This window comes from Bacillus sp. SRL337 (assembly GCF_984799155.1).
This window is the reverse complement of the sequence record NZ_OZ481793.1, coordinates 569619-595045: the sequence shown is the minus strand read 5'-3', so window position 1 is coordinate 595045 and position 25427 is coordinate 569619. Positions and strand designations below refer to the sequence as shown.

The window sequence follows — 25427 nt, the reverse complement described above, 5'->3', positions numbered from 1 at the left end:
ATATTCAGGAATTGGGGGTACCTCATGAAAGTCATTACCAAGTATTTGTTATTCTTGAGTCTGTTTTCTTTTTTTATAGTTGGCTGTGATCAATCTCAAACCGGTAGTAAAGACTGGAACTCCAGCTTTATTGTCTGAAAGGGTAACATGTATGAGGTGTCATCTGAAAGTATTTCAGAAGATAATTTGGGAGAACAAATAGGAGAAGTAACGGTTTTTTCAGATAACGAACTTGATGTATCATTAAAAGATGAAAAACAAATATTTTCTAACGAATTCCAAAAAGGAACGAAAGTATTTGCCATCAAAGATATTAATCATGATGAATCTTTAGCCATTAAAGATATGGATACAATCACAAAAGTTTCCTTTAGCGGGAGATATGGTGAATAAATATTTGGAAAGGCGGGGGGCAGATCCCCAGTACGTAGTGTGCTGGGGATCTGCCCCTTTTTCCATTACAGGGAGGAATATATGAGGTCTCTAAAGAATGACTAGAGAGGATGAACTTTAGAGTTACGCAGGTTCTTATCCAACCAAAGACGTACTTCTCTATAGAACTATATTACCTGGGGGTTGAGATGAAAAAACTAATTGTCGTGTTGTTTTTAGTAGCAGGCATTGGCTGCGGTTATTTAATCACCACCCTATCTTCGAGTGTGGCTTCTGGCATCAGGGATAACTTTGCAAACGAGGATAGTGAAACAAAGCCACCTTTAGAATCATACACAAGATGGACCCTTTTAGATGAAGATCCTGAAAGAGGGCGTTGGATATATTATGATAAATTTGATGAACTATTCGATGAATGGCACTTCGAACCTGGAACGTCTAAGAAAAAAATTATCACGTACAGTATTTCCGCCTTACTTTTTATAACAATAGTAACCATTGTATTGATAAGGCGGTATAAAAAAAGAGCGCAGAAAAGTGAAATAGCAGATGATGAAATACTAACAGAAGCGTCAGTTAATGAAGAAATTGGGTATGACCATACCCCCGAAGTTATTGACACCTTAGCTTACAATGACCTGCACAAGATCAGAAGAATCTTGATAGAATGGGAAAATAGTTTAAGCAGCTCATCTAAGAAAAAACCCCAGGAAACTATTAGTGAATGGTTCCGTCGTATAAGTGGGCCGGTCGATATTATCCATACTTATGAAAAAGTTCGATACGGCGATAAGATCATTTCAGAAGAGGAAATTACTACGTTCAAAAATTCCTTGAGTAATAGCTGATACCATTTAAAGATGTATCTACTCGAAATTTACCTATCCTACCCGAGACGCAGGAAAACAGGGCCTGACCCCCGGTACATTTATGTGCATGGGATCAGGCCCTGATTTCTATTAGAACCCGAAATCCCCTCTCTTTGTACGGTGAGTGGGATTTTTTTGACCTTTTTTTATGCCACAGTGACGCCTTAAAATTTTTCCAAACCAATATGAGGCTTGCTTCGTCTAAAATGGTGAAAGGGGGGAAACGAAGATGGCTGAACTTGAAGAAATAGCAGTGAATGTTAATAGCATAGAAGATAATGAACAAGTTATCGGCCAGTTAATGGATAACTACAGCGATGATATACTGCATCTTGTTTTTTCCTATGTAAAGAATCGAACGACTGCTGAGGACTTAACGCAGGAGATATTTATTAAATGCCATGAAAAACTAGGTCAGTTTAATAATAAGTCATCAATAAAGACATGGCTATATGCCATTGCCATTAATCATTGTAAGGATTACCTGCGTAGTTGGCATTACCGCAAACTAAAATTCAGCGATAAAATTTTGGATTATATCCCATCGAAGTCCAAACACGTTGAAGAGGAAATCATCTCAAAGAATACAGCCAACAGTTTGACGAGTGCCATTATAGATTTACCAGTAAAATATAGGGAAGTTGTTTTTTTACATTACTACGAGGAGCTTTCTTTATCAGAAATCAGCAAGATTACGGGTGTAAATAAAAATACATTAAAAACCAGATTAAAACAGGCCAGAGAATTATTGAAAAACAAGATGAAAAAGGAGGTTTAACCATGGGCGATCCATTCCAAAACGTAAAGAATTCTATAAAAAAAGATTTTGAGGGATTTTCATTTTCCGAGGAGAGAAAAAATGCGGTGAAAGAAACGATCCGGAAGAGGCAATCTCACCTGGACCTTCATTCTTGGAAAGTAGAAACCCTTCAAAATATATTGTATTCACTGCAGGATGAAGCAAAGCAAGGGTACGATATTTCCACCCAGCTTTTTCAAAAAAATGAGCTTAGCTTTAAAGGCGATGAAGGCCAGCTTTATACCCTTTTACATCTACTTGAAAATAAGAAAATCATTACTTCAAAGTGGGTTGAAGACAGGAAATACTATTCCCTGTCTGCGAAAGGGAAAAAATATGCAGCTGCTCGGGAACCTAGAGGTTCTAAACAACGCGCATCACTTCAATCTTTACTTGAGGAGGCTTCTTTATGAGTTCTTCTAAATTTGAGGAATATTTAAGTAAAGTAATCTCTAAAGTGAAATCCAAGGAAGCTCACAGTATGATCAAAAAGGAGCTTAGTAATCATATGGAAGAGCTGAGCCAGTCCTTTCAAGAGAGAGGATTATCTGTAAAGGATGCGGATAAAAAGGCAATGCAGGAAATGGGAGATCCCTCTACTGTCGGTAAAAACATGAATCATCTTCACAAACCAAGAATGGATTGGCTCCTTATTGCTTTATTTGTCATTCTTGCAGGCATCAGTTTTCTTCCACTGATTGGCAGTGTTTCAATACCCAGCGTTTCTTTTATGAAAACACAAGCATTCTGGGTCGTCCTGGCTGTTCTTGCTCTCATAGGATTTCTTTTCTTTGATTACAGGAAACTGAAAAATTTGTGGATGTATTTTTATGGAGGCGGCTTAATCTTATTTTTCACAACTTTTTTAGTCGGCGTTGGGCTTAATGGAGCAAATAGATGGATTTCTTTCGGAGGTATTACGATTGATGGGCCGGCTATATCCTTATTTTTATTTTTGATCGCGTGGGCCGGCATTTTAGCCAAAATCAATGAGTCTAAGGGGTGGAAAAAACAAGGAATGCTATTATTCCTGTTTTGGACTCCAGTCCTTCTCTACATCATGGTCCCACAATTGATGTTCAGCATTATATACTTTTTTAGCGTATCAGTGATGTATGTTTTTTCTTATGCACAAAAACAATTTGCCATTAAAGCAGCCGTGGGGAATTTGCTTATAGGCATCCTTTTCTTTAGCATGATGATCCTTACATTCCCTAATCGCTATCTCTCTGATACACTCATTCCATTGAAAGATATCCTTTCAGAGGCTGGTTGGTTCGGCAACGGACTTTACAATGATCTAAAGCTCCCTGAAGCACATACAGATCTTGTTTTCCCATTTCTCGCCTATTCTTTTGGCTGGGCATTCGGAATTGTCCTTTGTTTACTACTCTTTGGATTTATTTTGCGAATCTCCTTAAATGCTTTTAAAACAGAGGATTTATTCGGCAGATTAATAGCCATCGGAGGGGCTGCATTATTCCTTGTTCCTGCTTGCTGGAACATCTTAATGGGTCTTGGAATAGTCCCCATCATGCTAGTACCCCTGCCGTTTATTAGTTATGGCGGAAGCCTGCTGCTAGTTTACTCTGCACTACTCGGCCTTATTCTGAACGTGTATCGTAGAAAGGATATTGTAGAACCTACAATTGTAAATTAATTTGGAAAAGGGGCCAGACCCCCGGTACGTTAATGCGTTAGTGTACGGGGGGTCTGGCCTTGATTCTGAAAACGGCCACCAAAACCAGTCCATTCTCCTAGAGGGAGGAATATATGAGATCTCTGAAGAATGATTAGAGAGGTTGCACTATTGAGGGACGGAGGGTCACCTGTCCTTCTGTTCCATGAAGCAGTGCTTTAATAAAGGAGTTGTATAAAATGGATAAAAAAAATGATACAGAACTAAAACGCTCTTCAAAAGCAGAAAACATTCTATCTCAGATCAATAGTAAAACGAAGCTGGGCGACTTGCGAAAAATCGCGAAAGACATTAAAAAAGATCACGAACTGGCTATGGAACTTTGGTCAACCGAAGAGTTTTTGCCCAGACTTCTAGCCATCTTGATTATGGACAAAAAACTTCTTTCACAAGATGTGCTGAATAGCCTTGATAAGGATATGCAGACTCACTCTTTTGAAGAGCGGAATAACTTAATGGATTGGTTGATGGCTAATCAGCTCACCAAAGACAAGAAGAGAATTGCCTTGATAGAGTCTTGGCAAAAGAGTCCTTCCGCTCTACAAAGACGGGCATTCTGGTATTATCAAGGGCGATTGAGATGGACCGGGCAAACACCACCTGATAATACCGCAGACCTGTTATCTGCATTAGAGGCTGATATTACGCAGGAAGAACCCGAAGTTCAATGGGCGATGAATTTCACCGCAGGCTGGATCGGCATTTATGATGAAAAGAATCGTGAGCGTTGCATTCAACTTGGGGAGAAAACGGGCCTTTACAAAGATGAAAAAGTATCAAAAGGATGTACCCCCAACTATTTGCCGGAGTTCATTTCGATTGAAGTTAACAAACGACATAAATAATTTGGTACCTTTGAAACTGGGAAAACGCAGCCCCCGGAATCCCTTCATTTACTTTGTTTTGTTGATCAGCTCCATATATTGTGTATCTCCATATCCTATTGTCGGAAAAACCTCGAATAACCGCTCAAGCAATTCGGCTTTGGGTAAATGTTTATTTTTAGAAATATATTTTACGACGGTGTTATTTTCTGTCTGCATTTCTAAAAATAACTGTATTCCCTGGTACATCATTGGAAGCAGTTCACCAGCCGGTTTCTTATGATGGACCAATACTTCTTTATAGACGGAATAATAACTTCCTAATGTAAGCTCAGTTTGGCTTACCTTAAATTCATCTTCTCTAAAGCTGTTTGAAGTAAAGTCACAGTGACATCCCGACCACTGTCGAATTTTGTTGGATGTTTTCTGATTTAGGATTATTGGTTGGTATTCTGAAGAAATGCAGGGACAGCTACCTTGTCCTAATCACAGTAGAAAGAACCTGTTACCTTTTAATTTATTTGAATTACTTTCTAAATCTCTCCACATTCCAGGCTACAAACTTCAAAGAATACCTTATCAATATATCCTGGAAAATTGCATAAAGACTTGGCCTGCCCTTCGTTCATTAATGTACCGTAGGGCAGGCCAAGATTTTTTTTTGTAAAAACTTTTCAGAATTTATCCGTTAAACGACGTATACCAACCTGGCAAATAATTTGTAGACTTACTCCCTTTTTGGGTAAAGCTAAACGTAATCCCCCTCTTATCCAGCTCTTCAATTAGAGGATCAATTTCCTCACCAGCAACAATCCATAGGCTGCCACCCTTTTCACGTTGATCAATAACCTCAACCTCTTTCTGTTTTAAATATTTAAGCAAAGAGAAACCTTTAGATTGATGGTCATTTTCAATGATATTATTTTCTTGATCAAACAAAGCAATCTGCTTATATGATTCATTTGATAGCTCAGTACCGTTAAACAAGTCTAACTTTATTTGTCCATTCTGAGCTTTTACATATTCGTTTTTACTTTCTAAGTTATCAATAACAGGCGACATAATTCTCTCTGAATGGTTAGCCTTTAAGGTTACACGTTCAATTTTAGGTCTGATTTCTCTGTCAACCTGCTGCTCTACAGAGTTTTCTAACGGGCTGGGTTCTATACCTAATTCCTCCAACTTCCTCCACAGGCTTTCCATTGCAGCCACTCGGTCATAATAGAACTGTCGACCTCTAACTCTCCAGAACTTCCAACCGGCTCGCTCAAGGTCATACTGTCGCTGCATGTCTTCTTCCCATTTTTCTGGCCCATGCCATTTTTCTCCATCACACTCAATGGCCAAGCGGTCTCTAATCCCTTCAATAACAAAGTCAATACGGTTTCTACCTACCTCAACTTGAGGCTGAACTCTATATCCTTTAGCAACAATCATACGTAAGACATCAATTTCAAACGGAGATTCACATTTCGCTTCTAAGTTCTCTACAATCTCGTTTACTCTTGAAGGGTTCTTACAATAACTTAGTAACTTGTATCTATAGCAGTCCTTTTTCAGTTCATCTAATTCTACAGAGTGATAAAGTCTCATTTGATTTTTAGCTCGACTTGCAGCTACATTAAATGTTTGCTGCTGATCTTTCTTTGTCATTGTAACAAACCTTCTGTTCCCAGCAACCACCATCGAAAGAAAAACAATATCCCTTTCATCGCCTTGAAGACTATAGGCATTTCCACAGATGATTTTTCTTTTTACAAATTCACTTTCAGATATTTTCTCGCGGATTTTATTCTCTATAAGAGCTGCTTGCTTTGTTCCTTGCAGGGTGATAACCCCTATTGTTTGGTTATCATATTTTGGATCTGAAATAATTGCTTCTATATCTTCAACAATCTTATCTGCTTCTGGTTCATTTACTAATGTATTGCCTTCATTTGCATAGCCATCCTCTACTTTTATTGCAAGTACTGGTGGATCAATTTTTTCATAATCAAAAGGCAGCCTGAGTGGTACCATCTGTCCTCCATAACTCAAGTCATTAGAGAATTGAATAATCTCCGGTACACATCTAAAGTGCTCTTTTAACATCAACCTTCCGCTTTTAGGGAAAATTTGATCGGCGATTTCATAAAGTGATATTTTATGGTCAAACAACCGCTTGTTTGGTACACCCTCCAAATAACGCTGGATTAATTCTTCTATCTCTGAGTCCTTTGTCCCTATCCCGTATGGACTTATTTGTTCATCATCACCCACGACGACGATTTTCTCTCCTCGTAATAAAACAGGAACAGACATGATGTCACATTGACTACTCTCGTCAAAGATAATGACATCAAACTTTTCGTTATAGACAGGAAAGTTCTCAATCACTTGATTCACTGGCATGATCCAAACAGGAATAGCTGACTGAGCCTTCTCCATTTCCATGCGGGCATCTGCTAAATAACGCTTATTATTTCCTGTCCCTTTTCCGTAGCGCTTTATAAAGTTTTTCCAAGCGACCAGTGCTCTCTTCTGAGTTTCTGTTATACGGACAATTTGATTTAACCATGTTGAATTAGACACGATTGAAGTTATTAATTTCTTTTGATAATCTTGCTCAGTCTTAATTTGACCCTCAATTCGTTCTACTTCGAAGTCTTGATTTTCTGTCATCCAATCGTATAAAGATTTTAACTCCCAAGCTTTTGAAGGGTTTTGAGGTATTTTAGCTTCTTTCCCCAGCAATTCAGTAATCCTAGTTGCTGTTTGAGGGGCTTGGGTTTCAAGTCGTTTTATTAAAGAGTCGAACTGCAATACTTTCTCTTTTGTTCCCTTAAGAATTGATATTTCATTAAGAATGGAAGCCCATCTATTTTCATCTTGATCCTGCAGTACTTGTATTAATATTTGGGTTATTGGATGAGCATTTTGGACTTTAAGCGTATTCTCAAGTTTACCTTTGTATGAAGTATAATCCTTTCCCCACTCGTTATAATTAAGTGCATCAAATACAAAATCAGTAACTTTAAGTAACTCTTTGTAAAAGTGATAATCTAACCAATTCGTATTTTTAAAAGATAATCGGTTGGAGGTCCCCTTGAATTTTTCTATTTTAGAAGCTAGTTTAATAACCTGTTCAAAATCTGCGATCTTTTTAGCTAACGAGCTAATAATACGTTTATCATCAATTTCAATAAATTCGCCATTAACTTCGTCAAGATTAGCATTCCAAGTCCTTACCACTTCTTCTTTCTTTTTCTTAAGCAACAGATGTTGTTGGAGGATCTCAATTTCTTGTACATTTGTAACTGGCTTTCCATTTATAATTGGGGTCTGCCATAGATACTTTGCATTTTTCCCCTTAGTGAGAGCGAACATTGCGTTCGGCTTTTTATTTTGTCTTAATCTTTCACCTAATAGGTAGATATCTGACTCTAATTCGTGATCTGCTTTATCCGGCAGTTTAATATCAAAACTAATTATAGAACTGTTAATTGAGGCCATTTCATTGTTAATTGATTTCATATCTTCAAGAAAATTAATCCAACGATCTTTGCGCGTTTCACCGGCAAGAATATCATCAAGAATTTTATGTGATGCAGTATTTTCTTTTAAGAATTCTTTCATACTTATAATTGCTGTAAGTTGTTCTTTAATCTCTTTAGCGTACTCTTTCTCAATTGGAAATTTGACTTCCTCTGTATGAAATATTGCATTATCATGTTTGTGTTTTAAATCTCTTCCATGATTCAACCACTTCTTCATTTCTTCGGGGCTTTTTAGAAAGTCTGTTTCAGGGAGTAAAGATTCCTTTAGGTATAAGTCATCTTTTAATATGGTTCCTCTTATATCCCAAAGCAGTTTGAAATCCTCTTCGGTAAGTGGAAACTCGGTGTTTAGTTGAATTCTATCCAGGATCCACTTATAATCTAAACTCTCTTCAATTAACATTTTAGCTGCATCTGCTTTAGTAATTAAGTTTCCTTTAAACTCTATTTCCGTCTGTTCGCTTTTACTGTACTCAAGAAGTTGATTTTTAAACTTAGCTTCCTTTCTTCTACTTTTATCCAACTCTTCCTTACTTCTTTTAATTTCTGTTTCTAACTTTTCAGTAGAAGCGTTCCCGAGTTTTTCGGATATTGTTCGGATGGATTTCTCAATTTCTCTTAGAGAATCCCTTCCTCCTCCGAGTACTGGGACACATAGGTCACGAATCTCTTCGGGAATCTTATCCTTTAGAACCTTTAAGGGATTCTCTTTCTGACTGGTGATTAAAACCTTTTTCCCATGAGCTAGTAAATGCGAGACAATGTTAGCTATTGTATGGGTTTTACCAGTTCCTGGAGGACCTTGAACTGTAAGACCGTAATTTGTCGCTAATCTTCTGGCGATATCCTTTTGTTCCTCATTTGCTGCTAATGGAAAATACAGATCAGTTCCTACTTCATCCCACTTCAGGTTATTTATTGTGTCTTCGCTCATTTCATTTCCTACAATGGAGTCTATAGTTGCAGGTACTGGATACTCTTCCTCCTGCATTAATTCAATGATTTGTTCCAAATCATTTTTCAACACTTGATTATCTTTCTTCCTGAGAAGAATGACATATTCGTCCAAGTGAGCAACTGCATCTTTAGTAGGTAGTAAGGCTTCACCCTTTTCTGCAGTTCTTCCTGCTGCATCGACTAATTGCATAAATTGGCTTGAAAGCTCCTGGACATTTTCTTCTAATACATCCTTGTATCTAGCCAACCTTCCAATGTTCTGTATGCTTTCTATATTAGGAAGTGATATGCCGCTTAGAATGTTTAATTCCAGCTTATACCCTTGATTCGTGGGCTTAACCGTGATAATACCTTTATCAGTATCAAGGTCTATATCCAATTTAGTCGTAAACAAAGGGTGATGAATGGTGCCAACGTCTTGTTTCCAAGTAAATAACGTCTCCCCGAGAAGGAGCTCAAGTCCTTCACCTTCCTTTTGGAAATCTTGATGCACTCTAAAGAATAGTTCATAAAGAGATTGTACTTTTTTCATCCTAGTGACTTCTTTTGCCCAGTTCTGCCACTCTTTTTTCCATTCATTAAAAAGCTTTACCCTGTAACTGTCCTCTTCAAATTTAACTTCCACTCTTTCGCCGTCTTCCAGCATAACTTTTGAACCAGGCATTTGCAGAAGTTGGTTTTCTTTATTATAAGAATATGTAATCCACTCTTTTATCTTTTTGTCTGGTTGTGGCGGTGTTAACACATCAGCGGTAATTCTCTGTCTATGAATCTCTAAAATCGCTTCCTCATCGTTGCCCTCACCAAAGAGAAATACATCCTTCCCATATTCCTCCAACGCTTGTTTATTCCAGCTTTTATCATATTCCGTGTAGTCCCGAATCACATTGAAACGCAAATTATTGACGGCCAATAAATATTCAAATAACTGCCTTGCCTTGTCATTCACTTACACACACCTCTTATCGTTTCTAATAGTAAATATATCACAATTGTATGTTTGGAAATTTAAGTTAATGAGGATGGTTTTTAATACTAATAAAGATAAAATTAAATGCCTTTATGAATAACCTCGAGAACAAATATAAGTTCACTTTCCAGCAAAGGATCTTTTACGACATCCATAAATTAAGTTTATCAAAATTCCCAAAAAATAGAAGGTTAGCTAATGAATTTGTGGAATATTGTAAAAAGATAGGAGGTGTAAAGTTGGCCAAGGAAAATCAGTATGTTGTAAAACATGGAGAAAAATGGGCTGTTCGTGGAGAAAAAAAGTCTAGGGTATCAAAAACATTCAATACGCAAAAGGATGCCATTAGTTACGGAAGGGATAGGGCCAAGAGCAACAGCTCAGAATTACGAATTCAAGGAAAAAATGGAAAATTCCGAGACTCAGATAGCTACGGTAATGATCCTCATCCTCCAAAAGATAAAAAGCATTAAAGTAATGTCATAGTGAAATTCATGGAGATGATCGAAAAGGAGAAAGTACTACAAAAAGGATTTTACCATCTTAAGAAATTGCGGTTGTCCTAATCCTATTTGTGATTCTTTACTGAGTTAGATGTGAAGATGATTGTTGAAGAAAAATTAGAGAGCGGCTCTGACAACAATACTTATCTACTTTTTAAACAATCACTAAGATTTTTTCGGGACAAGGAGAAGCTTGTCCCGACTTTTAATTTTAGTTATATATTTTTCATAGGATATTTCAAAGTTATTATTGTAGGTTATATCAGCTATACTCAATGAGGCAGGAAGCTTACGTTGAAGGGCTAGTCATTTTCATTTGTAGAAAGAATTGAAGTTATTTATCTGACTTAAATTAATTACATTTCCACTAATCCATACTGTGTCAGGGTCTGATTTTTTTCATTATTTCATCGTAGTCCAATATATCCGGGCTATGGTCATTATCTGAGCCTGAACGAAGTTCATTTATTCTAATATCTTTTTCAAATAAAAATCTCTTATGATAAATTAAATTTGCCCCTTTAATTATTTTATTCATGGTATGTGTATCGGATAAAGCTCCTACTACCCCTCCAATTACAGGAACGGCTTTTTTTCCAGTTTCTTTACTCATTTTTTTACCAATCTGTTCAAGCATATTTTTAAATATTCCTGCTTCTACACCCTCTTTACCCGCTTTGTTAAGTGCCTTTTTTGCTTGTGCATTAGCTAAAGCTCTTAACTGAACATAAAGTAATTCAGCCCCTCCTTTTTGTGCCATCTGTTCATATGATAATTTCGATAATGACTCTTTTAAGACTGTAACGTTTGTAGCAAACATCATCTTACTAACTATTGTTCCAAGATTTTGTGCATCTGATGTTATATGAGGCGATATACACGTGATTGTTACACTGGATGCAAACTCTAACTCACTTGGATCATCAACAACATCATAACCATAATATAATGCCACAGCCTGAACAGTTCTATAATACATAAAAAAAGTATAGGCTAAATTAAACGGTACACCCCATAGACCAAAGAATCCCGTTACTCCTCCCCCTAGAAACGCCGTGGGTAAATCAAATACTTTCCTCCGATTTACTACATTCTTTTCTATGTAATAACTTCTTAATTCACATATTCTATCAAACTGACTAATCTGGATATCTTCCCTATTTAACGATTTTAATACATTCTTTTTACTTAAAGTAAATCTTGCAGAATTTTCATTTACGACTCCAAAACCTTTACCAGCACTTTCTATAGCCTTTCTTATCACTATCCAATCGCTTGCTTTTTTAATAGTATCTGAGGTTACCCCCTTTACTTTTTCTGGTAATAGCTCTGTGAATTTATATTTTGCCTTAATTAATTGTTTTTGCAAAGGGTTCGGCTCAATGAATTCTTCATATTTCTTCGTAAGAGTCTCCAATAGCTTTATCTCTTTTTGATCTAAAAACGAGAAGTTATCATTACTCATTTCTATTCACCCTCTCCACAACTAATAATACCATTATTTTACATTAGTATATATGAAAACGGATTTAAGAGCTGTTCTATAAATAACTGTAGAGGGACATAAACATGTTAGTATACAGGAGATAGACCTTTACCTTTCTCTAAAAAGTAACAAAAGTGAGAACTATTTTGAGAGAAGATTCTCATTTTCCCAAAACCTAGTGCCCAAACTATGATATATTGTGCTTCTGGCACCTTTAGATTTGTTGCAATGTTCACATGTTAATTGGAAATTAGTCGGATCATTAGTCCCCCCTGCTTTTAGAGGAATGATATGATCATAATTCTCTTGTTTATCTAGATGTAATACTTTAGTTAAATCTGTTCCACAGATTTGACATCTACCTTTATCCCTCATAAAAACACCTTTTTGTAACCACTTCGGCAAATATTTACACCGTTTAAGTACTCCGTCTTTCCTTAAATAGTTTGGGTGGTCTTTCAATTCCAGACCTCCCACCACCTCTTGGATCTGCTTATTAAATTCATATAAGAATTGTTTGTTTGCAAATAGCACTGTAAATATGTCACTAATCATAGTAGGTTCTAACGTTTCAATATATACGTCAAAGATTTTATGAGCGAAACCTTCTACTAAATTCTGATCATATCCATGTATCTCTTCATCATCCAATCCAATAAAAGGGGCATTTCCTAAGTGAGAATAATGCACACCATAAATGTCCATGACCTCTACTAAGGGATTGATCACTGTCATTGGAAAGTGTTTGTCCAATGCATATTCATACATTGTAAAGTTAATAAAACGAATATAGTCATGTAACAAGGTTTCTTTGTGCGGCTTAGAAGTTTTCGAAAGTAAATCAACTTCATCATAATCTAACCAGTTTTCTACTTGTAACTGATTAATACCATGTAACTCATGTACCATATGAGCAGCATTTGTCAGTGCTTCGTTTCCGTTCCACGAATATTTCCGACTCAAATCAACCATTTAGTATGCCCCCCTTATTTATTTCTACTAGCCTAACTATTATGGATTTATTGGCACAAGAACAATTTATATTAACAACAAGCTCACTCTGGGTTCGTTTAGTGGTTCTATCTCCCTTAATTTTTTTTTATGTATTGGCAATAGGCGCTCCAACAAAAGAGACGCGTTAAGATATAAACGCGCCCCATGGCTAATTTTTCAAGTCTTATTAAAATATACTTCACCCTAAAAGATGAATGATAAATCTCCTATGTGGGGCCACAATTTGTATCTTTTATCTAAGATGGTGTTTTCTAATTATATTTGCCTGCTGATACATTCCTCTCTTTTCCAATTCTTCAACAAATACAGGCCAAGGCGGAACATTACTCATATAAGGTGTGGGGCCTGTAGAAAGTCCACCTCCTGGACCTGTGGATAGCCCGCCTCCTGGACCTGTCGAAAGTCCACCTCTTGGACCCGTGGATAGCCCGCCTCCTGGACCTGTGGATAGCCCACCTCCCGGACCCGTGGATAGCCCACCTCCTGGACCTGTAGACATCCCACCTTGCGGACCTGTAGATAGTCCACCTCCTGGACCTGTCGAAGCCCCGCCCCCTGGACCTGTAGACATTCCACCTCCTGGACCCGTACTCTTATTTCTATTCCACATAATTTCATCTCCTTCTAGTAGTGGTTCTATTTCTATCTTAACACAATGGACCGAAAATTCAGATTATAAAATCCAAAAAGCAAAGATTAACATCTCACCTCTTTATACTTTTTAGGAACTGAGAAGCTGGGTTCTCTTCCCACCGAAACCGTATCTCTCCGCTAAAATACAGAGGGTCGACTTTTAGCTGTGGCCTTCTTAAAGACTTATCAACCAATTTCATATATTCGGCAGACGCTTTTAGGAGTTATTACCATAACGAAATTATGGAACAGTTCACCTGTCCCTCTGTCCCACATCTTGCATGGACACAGAGTCAGACACTCTGCTCGTTTCTGAAAACCTGTTAAAATAGAATTACACTACTAAACAGAAACGAGGGATATAAAATTGACTTCCCTTGCCTTTGATCATCTTGTTCACTTTTCAACTAATCCTACGTCCGCGAAAACAACGATGCTGCAGCACGGCATTCATGTTATCGAGGGTGGGAAGCATGAAAACTGGGGGACTTATAACACGCTTGCTTATTTTGGTTTGAGTTATATCGAGTGGCTCGGAATTCAAGATCGATCTGTTTCCATACAGGTTGACGATAACCCGCTGATTCAACAGCTTGTCGCTGAGCTGCCTTTGGGAGACCACCCGGGAAGGATCGCTCTCAGGACGAATAACATGGACCAACTTGCTGTCGAACTTAAAGAAAAAGGGCTGAAACTCCATGGCCCTGTCAAAGGTTCGCGGTTAACGGACAGTGGAGAACTTTTGCAATGGTCCATGCTGTTTATTGCGGAGGAGCATCCAACACTTCCCCTTCCCTTCTTAATCCAATGGGGAGAAGATGATGCTGTCAGAAGAGAGAAACTGGAGGTACACTCCAGCCATCCAGCCGGCTCTCTTCAAATTAAGGATGTGTTGTTCGCCGTTGAAAACTTGGATGAAAAAATTTCCCGCTGGTCTTCCCTTTTTGATCTGCAAATCGGAGAAGCGTTTATAAATGAGAAATGGGGTGCAAAATGCCAGCGTCTTTACATGCCGCACGGAAACCTGTTGTTTTGTACTCCTGTTGAGGATGGCATTGTTAAAGATTTCATCAAGACATTTGGCGAAAGACCCTTTGGCATTCAGCTTGAAAACGGCCAACAGAACCAATCCATTCTTTTACAAGGAGCACTATATGAGATAACGAAAGAATGAGTAGAGAGGTTGAATCTTAGGGGTACGGAGGTTCCTTTTCACAATTAAGACGTATCTCTCTGCAAAAATTTAGAGATTTATATAAAGAAATTTTTAAGAAAAGGACACCATTTTATAAAAGAATGCTGAACTCTCAGAACGAGAGTCAGCATTCGAAGACAATGGCATGGCTCCTGGTAGTTTAATGCTTTAGTATACTGGTGCTGGCCCTGAATCCCACCTCTGTCCAAATAGAACCCGTAATCCCCCTCGCTTAAAAAGGTGAGGGGGATTTTCTATGACCTTTTTTTATGTCACAGTGACAGCCTGACATTATATAGAAAACACGATCTTTGTATTTCAATTCCAATAAAACATAAATATTTCCTTTATTTTCCCTTTAAATTTTTCCAAACCAAAATGATGCTTGCTTCGTCTAAAATGGGGAAAGGGGGGAAACGAAGATGGCTGAACTTGAAGAAATAGCAGTGAATGTTAATAGCATAGAAGATAATGAACAAGTTATCGGCCAGTTAATGGATAACTACAGCGATGATGTACTGCATCTTGTTTTTTCCTATGTAAAGAATCGAACGACTGCTGAGGACTTAACGCAGGAGATATTTATTAAATGCCATGAAAAACTGGGTCAGTTTAATAATAAGTCATCAATAAAGACGTGGCTATATCGAATTGCCATTAATCATTGTAAGGATTATTTGCGTAGTTGGCATTATCGCAAACTAAAATTCAGCGATAAAATTTTGGATTATATCCCATCCAAGTCAAAACACGTTGAAGAGGAAATCATCTCAAAGAATGTAGCAAGCAGCTTGACGAGTGCCATTATAGATTTACCGGTAAAGTACAGGGAAGTTGTGTTTTTACATTACTACGAGGAGCTTTCTTTATTAGAGATCAGCAAGATTACGGGTGTAAATAGAAATACTTTAAAAACCAGATTAAAACAGGCCAGGGAATTATTAAAGAACAAGATGAAAAAGGAGGTTTAGCCATGGGTGATTCATTCCAAAACTTAAAGAATTCTATAAAAAAAGATTTTGAGGGGTTTTCTTTTTCCGAGGAGAGAAAAAATGCGGTGAAAGAAACGATCCGGAAGAAGCAATCTCACATGGACCTTCATTCTTGGAAAGTAGAAACCCTTCAAAATATATTGTATTCACTGCAGGATGAAGCAAAGCAAGGGTACGATATTTCCACCGGGCTTTTTCAAAAAAATGAGCTTAGCTTTAAAGGCGATGAAGGCCAGCTTTATACCCTTTTACATCTACTTGAAAATAAGAAAATCATTACATCCAAGTGGGTTGAAGACAGGAAATACTATTCCCTGACTGCGAAAGGGAAAAAATATGCAGCTGCTCGGGAACCTAGAGGTTCTAAACAACGCGCATCACTTCAATCCTTACTCGAGGAGGCTTCTTTATGAGTTCTTCTAAATTTGAGGAATATTTAAGTAAAGTAATCTCTAAAGTGAAATCCAAGGAAGCTCACAGTATGATCAAAAAGGAGCTTAGTAATCATATGGAAGAGCTAAGCCGGTCCTTTCAAGAGAGAGGATTATCTGTAAAGGAGGCGGATAAAAAGGCAATGCAGGAAATGGGAGATCCCTCTACTGTCGGTAAAAACATGAATCATCTTCATAAACCGAGAATGGATTGGCTCCTTATTGCTTTATTTGTCCTTCTTGCAGGCATTAGTTTTCTTCCACTGATTGGCAGTGTTTCAGTACCCAGCGTTTCTTTTATGAAAACACAAGCATTCTGGGTCGTCCTTGCTGTTCTTGCTCTCATAGGATTTCTTTTCTTTGACTACAGGAAACTGAAAAATTTGTGGATGTATTTTTATGGAGGCGGCTTAATCCTATTTTTCACCACTTTTTTAGTTGGCGTTGAGATTAATGGAGCAAAAAGGTGGATTTCTTTCGGAGGTATTACGATTGATGGTCCACTTATATCCTTATTTTTATTTTTGATCGCGTGGGCCGGCATTTTAGCCAAAATCAATGAGTCTAAGGGGTGGAAAAAACAAGGATTGCTATTATTCCTATTTTGGACTCCAGTCCTTCTCTACATCATGGTCCCACAATTGATGTTTAGTAGTATATACTTTTCTTGCGTATTAGCGATGTATGTTTTTTCTTATGTTCATAAACAATTTGCCATTAAAGCAGCCGTGGGTAATTTGCTTATAGGCATCCTTTTCTTTAGCATGATGATCCTTACATTCCCTACTAGCTCTCTCTCTGATTCACTCATACCATTGAAAGATATCCTTTCAGAGGCTGGTTGGTTCGGCAACGGACTTTACAATAATCTAAAGCTCCCTGAAGCACATACAGATCTTGTATTCCCATTTCTCGTCTATTCTTTTGGCTGGGTATTTGGAATTGTCCTTTGTCTACTGCTCTTTGTATTTATTTTGCGGATTTCTTCAAATGCTTTTAAAACAGAGGATTTATTCGGCAGATTATTAGCCATCGGAGGGGCTGCATTCTTCATTGTTCCTGCTTGCTGGAACATCTTAATGAGTCTTGGAATAGTCCCCATCATGGGAGTACCCCTGCCGTTTATCAGTTATGGAGGGAGCCTGCTGCTCGTTTACTCTGCCCTGCTAGGCCTTATTCTGAACGTTTATCGAAGAAAGGATATTGTAGAACCTACAGTGGTAAATTGATTTAGTGTATAACCGTTACCAAATACTCTATAAAATAAAGTCACAGTGACACCCCGAAATTTGTCGGAAGGTGTTAGTGTAGTTTCTTGTTCTTATGTATCAAGCTTAGACCCTGCTGCTTTAGTGCTTTAACAGATGTGGCGTTGAATTTCCTTCTTATCAAAGGGGGATTGAAGTCAGAGCCAGGGTATGACAATACTTTATGGCTCTGGCTTTTTCCATAACTTTTTATTTCATTCAAATTATTCTATTCATCCGAAATTGAAAACAAAGCAGAATTACCTGGTTATACACAAACCACACTTATCCTATGCAAACCAACTAAACTCCTTAATAAAAAATTCAACTCAAATAAAGGCACAGTAACTCCTCGACAAATAATTTATCTACTCAGAGATATAGAAAGACAGCTTTATATAATTCAAGTCTACTTGTAATCGTTTATTGGTCCTTTATCCATTATTACTTCTACCATATTTGAAGACCCCATTCTAAGCTTAGGTCTGCGCTCCGAGTTGGGCATACTGTAAAGCTCTAATGGACTTATAATCACTCCATCTTGCGTATTATGAAGTATTCCGGGCACACAAGAGTAAATTCTTTCATTATTATTTGCATTATTGGCGAATACGGTGACAGAGGTTCCATTATGATTATCAATACTCATGGACACCTGGTATCTGTAGAATGACCCTGTTCCATTCGACTGAGCAGAATACACCACAGGAACAACTGCGAGAATATTATTATTTAATCTTAATTTGATTATTTCTGTTTTAGTGGATCGGCCACTATCTCGCCTAACATCCCCCATATGTTCCACTGCTCCATTGCCGAAATTCCTAAGGGGAGGTGTTCCTTTTGCCCCAAACATCGCTACATCTATCTGTTTACCATCACTCGTATAAACAAGAGCATATATATCATAATCTGTCCCGGTCTTCCAAGAGACTGTAGCCGTTATTTCTGGTGTTTTTTCAATGATAACGGGCTTTTGATTTTTGTCGAGACTAATCTTGCCCTTTACCTTTTCCAGGTTGATCGATGACATCTGACCCTGACTACTTTGATCAGGATCTTTTGGTGTTTGTTTTTGAATTGTTTTAGGTTCATAAGGCTTGGTTTGCTCGTCCGCTTTAACCTCAACACCGTAATTTACACATAACCCTTCAAGCCCAGAATCAAATCCACGCCAGATTGACCTAGCCTTTGTCTGACCATTCCTAAGATATAATTCTAGAACTACGATTCCATTTTCATTAGTGAAACTAGACGGGTTCAATTGGATAATAGTATTACCGGTACATATCTCTGCCTTCAAATCCTTAACATTTGAAAATCCCGTGTTATTATCTTCTGTAAGAGTTATAGCCATTTTAGTAATACCATCAGGGACTTTACTCATGTCAAAATTAAGTTTATGTACTTTTTTACTACCTGCTTTCTCAGATGGCATCAAGGTAGCTGCACCAGATAAGCTCTTTGGTTGATTATAAAATATAATCCCGCTATCTCCCTGTACCTTGTCTAAATCATTTAAAAGGAAAGCTGTTAAAGAGATATCTATCGAATTAGAAATTTCGTAGCTGACAGTAACATAGCCTTTTGTAGAACCTAAAACTGTATTTGCACCCATTTGAAGAAATTGATTCATTCCCCTACTCCTCTATCCAATTTAGTTAATAACTCACAATAAACCTTTTGCAGATAAAATAGCTGCACACCAATATCATCTGTTCAGTTTTTACAGATATTGTTATACCTGATTTTAACATTAAATAAACTCACTGTGGCACCCGAATTTTACCCTTCAACCCCTAATGCGAGTTGATTCGACAATAAGAAAATGTTTTTTTATGAAAAGGGAATTTAAAAGGGGCGGAGGGACGAAAAGGGTAAAGGAGTAACAGCAGCCTATCCCTCCTCTTTGTATTCTCCTAGAGAAAGAGTAAGACACTCAGGTCCTTTCTACAAACCTGCTAAAATAGAATCACACCACTAACCAGAAAAGAGGAAAACAAAATGACTTCACTTGCCTTTGATCATCTTGTCCACTTTTCATCTGATCCTACAGCCGCGAAAGAAACGATGCTGCAGCATGGCATTAAGGTTATTGAGGGTGGGGAAGCATGAAAACTGGGGGACTTATAACACGCTTGCTTATTTGGGTTTGGGTTTGGGTTATATCGAGTGGCTCGGAATTCAAGAGCAGTCTGTTTCGATACAGGTTGACGATAACCCGCTGATTCAACAGCTTGTCGCTGAGTTGCCTTTGGGAGACCATCTTAGAGGGACGAAGGTTCCTTGTCACACCGAAGATATATCTCTCTGCTAAAATACAGAATCGACTTTTAGGAATTGCCTTCTTGAAGACTCCTCAACTAAATCGTATATCAGCAGGTGAATAGGAGTTAACATCATACAGTAAATATGGGACGGGTGACCTGTCTCTCTTTCCCACATTGTTGAAAGAACTTCTTGGAAAATGGACACCCTTATATAAGAAAATGCTGAACTCCCAGTTCGAGAGCCAGCATTCAAAATTCAAATTCACTTTTCCCTTACTACAAGATCACTTTTAAGATAAGAAGAAAAGGGACTGCCCCCTGTTACGCTAATTTTTGGTGCAGGGGTTGGCCCTGGTTTTGTGAAATCATCCACTTATGATCACATTTTTTTAGATTTATGATTGAGTAACTGCCTTCAGCAACCTCAAGATAGATACCGTTCTGTCAGTAATCCACTCACTCCCATTAGCAAATGCCGTTTCAAGGGAGCATGGTCCAGGTACAACCGAAAAGGCAGATACGATGCCGAGGCTATCAAATTTATTTACTGGTAAATTCAAATTCCCTGTCAAAGCTATCACGGGTATTCCCTGCTTACCGGCGGCATCTGCTACTCCCTTTATGACTTTTCCTTCTAGTGTTTGCATGTCCAGACTTCCTTCCCCGGTAATAACCAGGTCTGCATCACTGAGAAGTTCTTGAAAATGGATTTCCTTCATCATTAAATCGATTCCTGATCGTAGTTCTGCATTCAGGAAGGTTACTAGTGCAGCTCCCATTCCTCCTGCAGCTCCTCCACCATTAATCTCACGCATATCTGTTTTACTTTGAGCATAGACCACATCAGCAAAACGATTTAAGGCAGTATCTAATCGGGATACCATTTCAGCGTCTGCTCCTTTTTGGGGAGCAAATATGACCGATGCCCCATTTTCACCACAAAGTTTGTTATTCACATCACTTGCGACGAGGAAGCTGGATTCTTTTATTCTTTCATCGAGCCCTGAATCATCATAGTGATGGAGCAGTGATAGATAGCCTCCTCCTTCAGGCAGCTCAACCTTGTTATCGTCATAGAATTTCATCCCTAGTGCCTTTAACATTCCGGTTCCGGCGTCATTTGTGGCACTTCCCCCGATGGCAACAAGAAATTGGCGGTAGCCTTTATCAAGGGCATCCTTGATTAGTTCGCCTGTTCCGAAGCTTGTTGCCTTGAAGGGATTCCGTTCATTTACATTCAATAAGGGTAAGCCGGAGGCCTGGGCCATTTCAATGACAGCGGTCTTTTGATCGTTTAACACACCGTAGGAGGCGCGTACCGGCAATCCAAGCGGCCCCTTGACCGTGACTTCAATCGTTTTGCCGCCGGATGCGTACACCATATTTTCCATGGTGCCTTCTCCTCCATCGGCCAATGGCACTTCCAAGACGTCGGCATCAGGAAATACTTTCTCTGCGCCCATTTTCACCGCTTTGCAAATGTCCTTTGCCGATAATGAACCTTTAAAAGAATCAGGTGCCACTACAATTTTCATCATTCTCTCCTTGATTCATAATAAAAAATTTAAATACGTATCAACCGATTACTGATCATCAGGATTAATTCCATTGGTTAAATAGAACTTATCTGTTGGCCTTCTGGTAAGCCGTTTTGATGGATTCCCACTCCAGCTGATTGGTTGAAAGGACTCTGAGGTCCGCTTTTGCCAGGTTTGCCCCGACACCGACCGCGAACATTTGGCTCCCTTTGATTGCTTCTACGCCTGCTGCTGCGTCTTCGATCCCTATACAATTGCGGGGATTAACGTTCAGTTTTTCACTGGCTGTCAGGAAGATTTCCGGATCCGGTTTTGAATTATTGATTTTTGCAGCATCCACTACATAATCAAATGTACCTTCCATTCCAAGCGCTTTCAATACTGTTGGTGCATTTTTGGATACAGAGGCAATAGCTGTCGGCAGACCTTCTGCTTTAATGTTTTGGACTAAATCAATGATTCCCGGGAGGATATCCTTTGGAGTCAATTCCTTCAGCAAATGACGGTAATGGCTGTTTTTTCTTGCGGCCATTTCCTCTTTTTCTGAAAGTGTAAAGTCATTCTCTTTGTTTCCTTTTTTTAAGATGAGTTCCAGGGAATCCATTCTGCTTATCCCTTTCAGCTTCTCGTTGAACTCCTCATCTATCTCAATATTCAGTTCTTCCGCCAGCTGCTTCCACGCCAGAAAATGAAAATGGGCTGTATCGGTTATTACGCCGTCAAGATCAAAGATAACAGCTTCGATTATTGAATTCGTCATATCTATATTCCTCTCTATAAAACTCTTAATTGATACTTTCTTGCTGACCATGCGAAAGTTCAATCTTGTTTGATAATAGAAACTCTTTTCCACGGATTTCAATGTCTATGGAAGAACCGGAATGCAAAGTCACTTCCGTTTTGTCAGAAGTCAATCGGATTTCCAGTTCCCTTCCTAAGTATTGGATCGGTATGATGACCTCATTCCATTCATCTGGTAACTTTGGATCTATCTTTAAGCCGTTTTCCTTCATAGAAATATTGGCAAAGCCGAATATGACTGACAGCCATAAAGCACCAAGTGATGCAGCGTGTATCCCTTCATCAGAAGAATGGGCTTCCGGTCCTAAATCTATTAAACATGCTTCCTGAAAGAAGCGATAGGCCAATTCTTTCTGATCCATTCTTGCCGCAACAATTGCATGGATTGCTTTACTAAGAGAAGAATCATGAATTGTATGTTCTTCGTAATAATTTAAATTATCCACTACTACTTCATTCGGAAATAAGTCTGGGAAAAGATACATAAGCATGACGACATCCGCCTGCTTCAATATCTGCATCTCATTGACTTCCTGTCGTGAGTAATCCAGGAGAATGCCCTGACTTCCCTGGTGTTTCTTATAACGTGAAAGGTCGATCTCAGGTTTGCTTAAGAATGAATCATCCTGCGGAATAAGGTTTTGGCCATTTGGCACAGGCAGATACAATCGTTCCAGAAAATCTCTTCCTTCAATGATCAGATCTTCTTCAATATCATGGAATTTCTCCATAAAGAGTATTGCCTGCTTCACATTTTGATAAGCCAGATAATTGGTATAAGCATTATTGTCAATGTGTTCTGTATACTCATCGGGGCCGATGACATCGTTGATGGAAAGCTGCCCATCTTTTTCTGTGGTCCTGCTGATCCAGAATCTGCTGGTTTCCTTCAATAGAGCAAGACCTTCTTTTTTCATAAACTCTTCGTCTTCTGTAGATTGATAATATTGACATACAGCAAAGGCAATGTCTGCCACAATATGATGTTCCGCTATTGCAGAAGCCACTTTTTGTCTGTCGCCTGTCCTGATATTAATCGCGGCAAACTCAGGCGTTTCTTCTTCTCCTGAAAATGCACTTTCCCATGGAAAGAGCGCACCCTTGTATCCATTTTTAGCAGCTTTTTCTTTCGCCTTTTCCAGCTTAAGATAACGATATCTTAAAAGTTTTCTTGCTGTTTCAGGTTCAGTTAACATATGGTAGGGAGCAATGAACATTTCAGCATCCCAGAATACATGTCCTTTATAGCCTTCACCTGTCAATCCTTTAGCCCCGACACTGAATCGTTCGTCATGGAAAGGAGTCATAATTTCTATATGATAGAGCGCAAAGTCAAGCGCCAGCTGATCGAATTCATTGGAAGAGGTAATCTGTATTCGTTTCTTGTTCCAGAAATCCTCCCATTCAAGGACAGAGTTTTTGAGAAGCTTATCGTATCCTAAGGCTATATTTTGATTCAGCTTCTTAAGACTTGCCTTTTCAGGGTCTTTCCCTTCTTCTCCATGATCAAGAGAAGTATAAATAGCTCCTGTCTTTTCCAAAACTAGCGGAACATTTACATGAAGGGTGTGCTGAATGGTTGTTAACAGCCGGCGGTTCTTCGCTCCAAAGGATTGTTCATTATTCATTGATGTCCCGCAAGAAGCGGCTATCGCAATGGTATGGCCGGATTCGGTGGTCCGATAGACACCCAGCATGTCCTTTTCATTAAGCACACGAACTTTATCCTCTATTAAGTGCTGCCTTCCAAAATTGGTCTGTTGTGCATCTATTCCCGTAACTACCTTCACCTCAGTGGTTTGGTCAAGGCTGTTAATGGTTACCTTTGAAGCAAATGTATGCAGGTCACTTTTGGAAACAAACCGTTGAAATAATAGATGAAAACGTGCTCCATCTCTTCTCCTCCACATAATATCGCGGCGGAGTTCCCCCGTGAGAAGACTTAAATGCCTATCATAGGATAAGACTTCTCCATTCTGCATGGAAAACACCGTTCCATCTAATTCAATCCGCATTCCTGCGATATCTGGAAGATTCACCAAGTCAGATGCTTCATCCTGTGTCATTTTGTTATAGACGCCGGCCGCATAGAAGCCTCTGGTCTGGTCGGGATATTCTTCTTCATGGGTACCGCGCATACCCATATATCCATTCCCAAGGGTCATTAATGTTGCAAACTTGTTTACGTAATGGAGATCGAACTTGTTGTCGTAGATACACTGTTGGTTTTTCATAAGGAAATACTTTCACCCTTTTCTGCAGATTTATAGAGAGCTTCCACCAGTTTCTGGATAACATATCCTTCATCTGCATTTGCCACCATGACATTTTCTCCCAAGCACCTGTCAACAAAGGCTGCCATACCTTTCTGGCTCCGTTTTGAGTCTGCAGCTTCTTTCTCATATAAAGTTACTAATTCACCTTTATGGTCTGTGTAGATTTCAGCAGGAAATAAGGATGCTCCTGCCTGGTCTCCAAAAAATTCCACGTTCATGATGGATGTTTCCTTCATGTTCAAAGCAAAGGAGGTTTCCAGCTGCAGCAGGCCGCCTCCCTCTAGTTCTATAAAACCGAAGAGCGAATCTTCCACTTCATAGTGGGAAGGATCCCATTTACCAAGAGATCCTTCTGACTTTTGATTACCTATTTTTTTGTACATCTTGGCTGTGACCTTGGCAATTTTGGGATAATCCAGTACATGCAGGGCAGCATCAAGCATGTGGATGCCGATATCGATCAGCGGCCCGCCGCCTTGCATCTCTTTATTAGTGAAATGTCCCCAGCCGGGGATTCCGCACCGCCTTAACGCTTGGACTTTTGTTACATATACATCACCAAGCACGCCTTCTGATACTTTCTCTTTGATTAGTTTGACATCTTCCGCAAAACGGTGATGAAAGTTGTAAGCTAATATGCGCTCATTTTTGTCTGCTGCTTCTTTCATCTGTTTTGCCTGGGCGGCAGTAATGGCAGGCGGTTTTTCGCACATGACGTGGCATCCGCTGTTCAATGCCATCATGACATTTTCATAATGGAAGCGGTTTGGTGTGCAGACGCTCACTATATCTGGTCTCTCTTTTTCAAGCATTTCTGCTGTATCTGTATAATAATGAGGGATTCCATTTCTGTCCGCAAAGCTCTTGACACGTTCGGCATTCGGACTGACAACGGCTGTCACCTGCAATTCTTCCCTGGACCGGTAATAGGGTACATGGATGTTTTCTGCAATATTCCCTCCGCCGATAATGGCTGCCTTCAATTTCTTCACGA

At 38.9% G+C, this 25427-nt stretch carries 20 protein-coding genes and 1 pseudogene; 12 read left to right on the top strand and 9 right to left on the bottom strand.

Features of this window, described 5'->3' with window-relative positions; all coding sequences use genetic code 11:
• Nucleotides 1–156: 156 nt before the first annotated feature.
• The 6 genes from AC4E8A_RS02935 to AC4E8A_RS02910 all read left to right on the top strand — a co-directional run bounded on the left by AC4E8A_RS02935 (nucleotide 157) and on the right by AC4E8A_RS02910 (nucleotide 4605).
• On the top strand, nucleotides 157–393 hold the full coding sequence (locus AC4E8A_RS02935) for a hypothetical protein (protein WP_490196707.1): 237 nt from the start codon (nucleotides 157–159) through the stop codon (nucleotides 391–393).
• Between the two features lie 188 nt (nucleotides 394–581).
• Nucleotides 582–1241, top strand: coding sequence for a hypothetical protein (locus tag AC4E8A_RS02930; RefSeq protein WP_490196706.1), 660 nt, complete (start codon nucleotides 582–584; stop codon nucleotides 1239–1241).
• A 250-nt stretch (nucleotides 1242–1491) separates the two neighbouring features.
• Entirely contained in the window at nucleotides 1492–2040 is a 549-nt protein-coding gene (locus tag AC4E8A_RS02925) for a sigma-70 family RNA polymerase sigma factor (RefSeq protein ID WP_490196705.1), read from the top strand.
• A 2-nt stretch (nucleotides 2041–2042) separates the two neighbouring features.
• Nucleotides 2043–2474 carry a PadR family transcriptional regulator gene (locus tag AC4E8A_RS02920; RefSeq protein ID WP_490196704.1) on the top strand — a complete coding sequence of 144 codons (432 nt, stop codon included), beginning with the start codon at nucleotides 2043–2045 and terminating at the stop codon, nucleotides 2472–2474.
• On the top strand, nucleotides 2471–3721 hold the full coding sequence (locus tag AC4E8A_RS02915; RefSeq protein ID WP_490196703.1) for an FtsW/RodA/SpoVE family cell cycle protein: 1251 nt from the start codon (nucleotides 2471–2473) through the stop codon (nucleotides 3719–3721). The genes AC4E8A_RS02920 and AC4E8A_RS02915 overlap by 4 nt, the downstream gene beginning before the upstream one ends.
• A 218-nt stretch (nucleotides 3722–3939) precedes the next feature.
• Complete coding sequence (locus AC4E8A_RS02910; protein ID WP_490196702.1) at nucleotides 3940–4605, top strand: DNA alkylation repair protein; 666 nt, start codon at nucleotides 3940–3942, stop codon at nucleotides 4603–4605.
• Nucleotides 4606–4653: 48 nt separating this feature from the next.
• On the opposite strand, the pseudogene AC4E8A_RS02905 reads toward AC4E8A_RS02910, so the two are convergent.
• Nucleotides 4654–4956: pseudogene (locus AC4E8A_RS02905) on the bottom strand (AraC family transcriptional regulator); the annotation flags it as partial.
• 309 nt (nucleotides 4957–5265) lie between these two features.
• Nucleotides 5266–10026 (bottom strand): AAA domain-containing protein, encoded by a 4761-nt coding sequence (locus AC4E8A_RS02900; protein WP_490196701.1) that lies wholly within the window; start codon nucleotides 10024–10026, stop codon nucleotides 5266–5268.
• Between the two features lie 260 nt (nucleotides 10027–10286).
• Between AC4E8A_RS02900 and AC4E8A_RS02895 the strand changes: the two genes are divergently transcribed.
• Nucleotides 10287–10520 (top strand): DUF2188 domain-containing protein, encoded by a 234-nt coding sequence (locus tag AC4E8A_RS02895; RefSeq protein ID WP_490196700.1) that lies wholly within the window; start codon nucleotides 10287–10289, stop codon nucleotides 10518–10520.
• Between the two features lie 412 nt (nucleotides 10521–10932).
• Here the strand turns inward: AC4E8A_RS02895 and AC4E8A_RS02890 are convergent, their stop codons facing one another.
• The gene (locus AC4E8A_RS02890; protein ID WP_490196698.1) at nucleotides 10933–12015 is read right to left on the bottom strand and encodes an EcsC family protein; all 1083 of its coding nucleotides are present in this window, start codon (nucleotides 12013–12015) and stop codon (nucleotides 10933–10935) included.
• 162 nt (nucleotides 12016–12177) lie between these two features.
• On the bottom strand, nucleotides 12178–13008 hold the full coding sequence (locus AC4E8A_RS02885) for an HNH endonuclease (RefSeq protein WP_490196696.1): 831 nt from the start codon (nucleotides 13006–13008) through the stop codon (nucleotides 12178–12180).
• Between the two features lie 1042 nt (nucleotides 13009–14050).
• On the opposite strand from AC4E8A_RS02885, the gene AC4E8A_RS02880 reads away from it, so the two are divergent.
• From AC4E8A_RS02880 to AC4E8A_RS02865, 4 genes are all read left to right on the top strand, one after another.
• On the top strand, nucleotides 14051–14857 hold the full coding sequence (locus AC4E8A_RS02880) for a VOC family protein (protein WP_490196694.1): 807 nt from the start codon (nucleotides 14051–14053) through the stop codon (nucleotides 14855–14857).
• Nucleotides 14858–15300: 443 nt separating this feature from the next.
• On the top strand, nucleotides 15301–15849 hold the full coding sequence (locus tag AC4E8A_RS02875; RefSeq protein ID WP_490196693.1) for a sigma-70 family RNA polymerase sigma factor: 549 nt from the start codon (nucleotides 15301–15303) through the stop codon (nucleotides 15847–15849).
• Between the two features lie 2 nt (nucleotides 15850–15851).
• Nucleotides 15852–16283 carry a PadR family transcriptional regulator gene (locus AC4E8A_RS02870; protein WP_490196691.1) on the top strand — a complete coding sequence of 144 codons (432 nt, stop codon included), beginning with the start codon at nucleotides 15852–15854 and terminating at the stop codon, nucleotides 16281–16283.
• Complete coding sequence (locus AC4E8A_RS02865) at nucleotides 16280–17530, top strand: FtsW/RodA/SpoVE family cell cycle protein (RefSeq protein WP_490196689.1); 1251 nt, start codon at nucleotides 16280–16282, stop codon at nucleotides 17528–17530. Before AC4E8A_RS02870 ends, AC4E8A_RS02865 begins: the two co-directional genes overlap by 4 nt.
• Nucleotides 17531–17957: 427 nt before the next feature.
• On the opposite strand, the gene AC4E8A_RS02860 is transcribed toward AC4E8A_RS02865, so the two are convergent.
• On the bottom strand, nucleotides 17958–19184 hold the full coding sequence (locus AC4E8A_RS02860; RefSeq protein WP_490196688.1) for a TerD family protein: 1227 nt from the start codon (nucleotides 19182–19184) through the stop codon (nucleotides 17958–17960).
• 465 nt (nucleotides 19185–19649) lie between these two features.
• Between AC4E8A_RS02860 and AC4E8A_RS02855 the strand changes: the two genes are divergently transcribed.
• Nucleotides 19650–19865: a VOC family protein gene (locus AC4E8A_RS02855; RefSeq protein WP_490196687.1), complete on the top strand. Its 216-nt coding sequence runs from the start codon at nucleotides 19650–19652 to the stop codon at nucleotides 19863–19865.
• Nucleotides 19866–20213: 348 nt separating this feature from the next.
• On the opposite strand, the gene AC4E8A_RS02850 is transcribed toward AC4E8A_RS02855, so the two are convergent.
• From AC4E8A_RS02850 to AC4E8A_RS02835, 4 genes are all read right to left on the bottom strand, one after another.
• Complete coding sequence (locus tag AC4E8A_RS02850) at nucleotides 20214–21356, bottom strand: glycerate kinase (RefSeq protein ID WP_490196686.1); 1143 nt, start codon at nucleotides 21354–21356, stop codon at nucleotides 20214–20216.
• Nucleotides 21357–21441: 85 nt separating this feature from the next.
• Complete coding sequence (gene pgmB / locus AC4E8A_RS02845) at nucleotides 21442–22116, bottom strand: beta-phosphoglucomutase (protein WP_490196685.1); 675 nt, start codon at nucleotides 22114–22116, stop codon at nucleotides 21442–21444.
• A 25-nt stretch (nucleotides 22117–22141) separates the two neighbouring features.
• A complete protein-coding gene (locus AC4E8A_RS02840) occupies nucleotides 22142–24391 on the bottom strand; it encodes a glycoside hydrolase family 65 protein (protein WP_490196684.1) in 2250 nt (749 codons plus the stop codon).
• Nucleotides 24388–25425 carry a Gfo/Idh/MocA family protein gene (locus AC4E8A_RS02835; protein WP_490196683.1) on the bottom strand — a complete coding sequence of 346 codons (1038 nt, stop codon included), beginning with the start codon at nucleotides 25423–25425 and terminating at the stop codon, nucleotides 24388–24390. Before AC4E8A_RS02835 ends, AC4E8A_RS02840 begins: the two co-directional genes overlap by 4 nt.
• Between the last annotated feature and the right edge of the window lie 2 nt (nucleotides 25426–25427).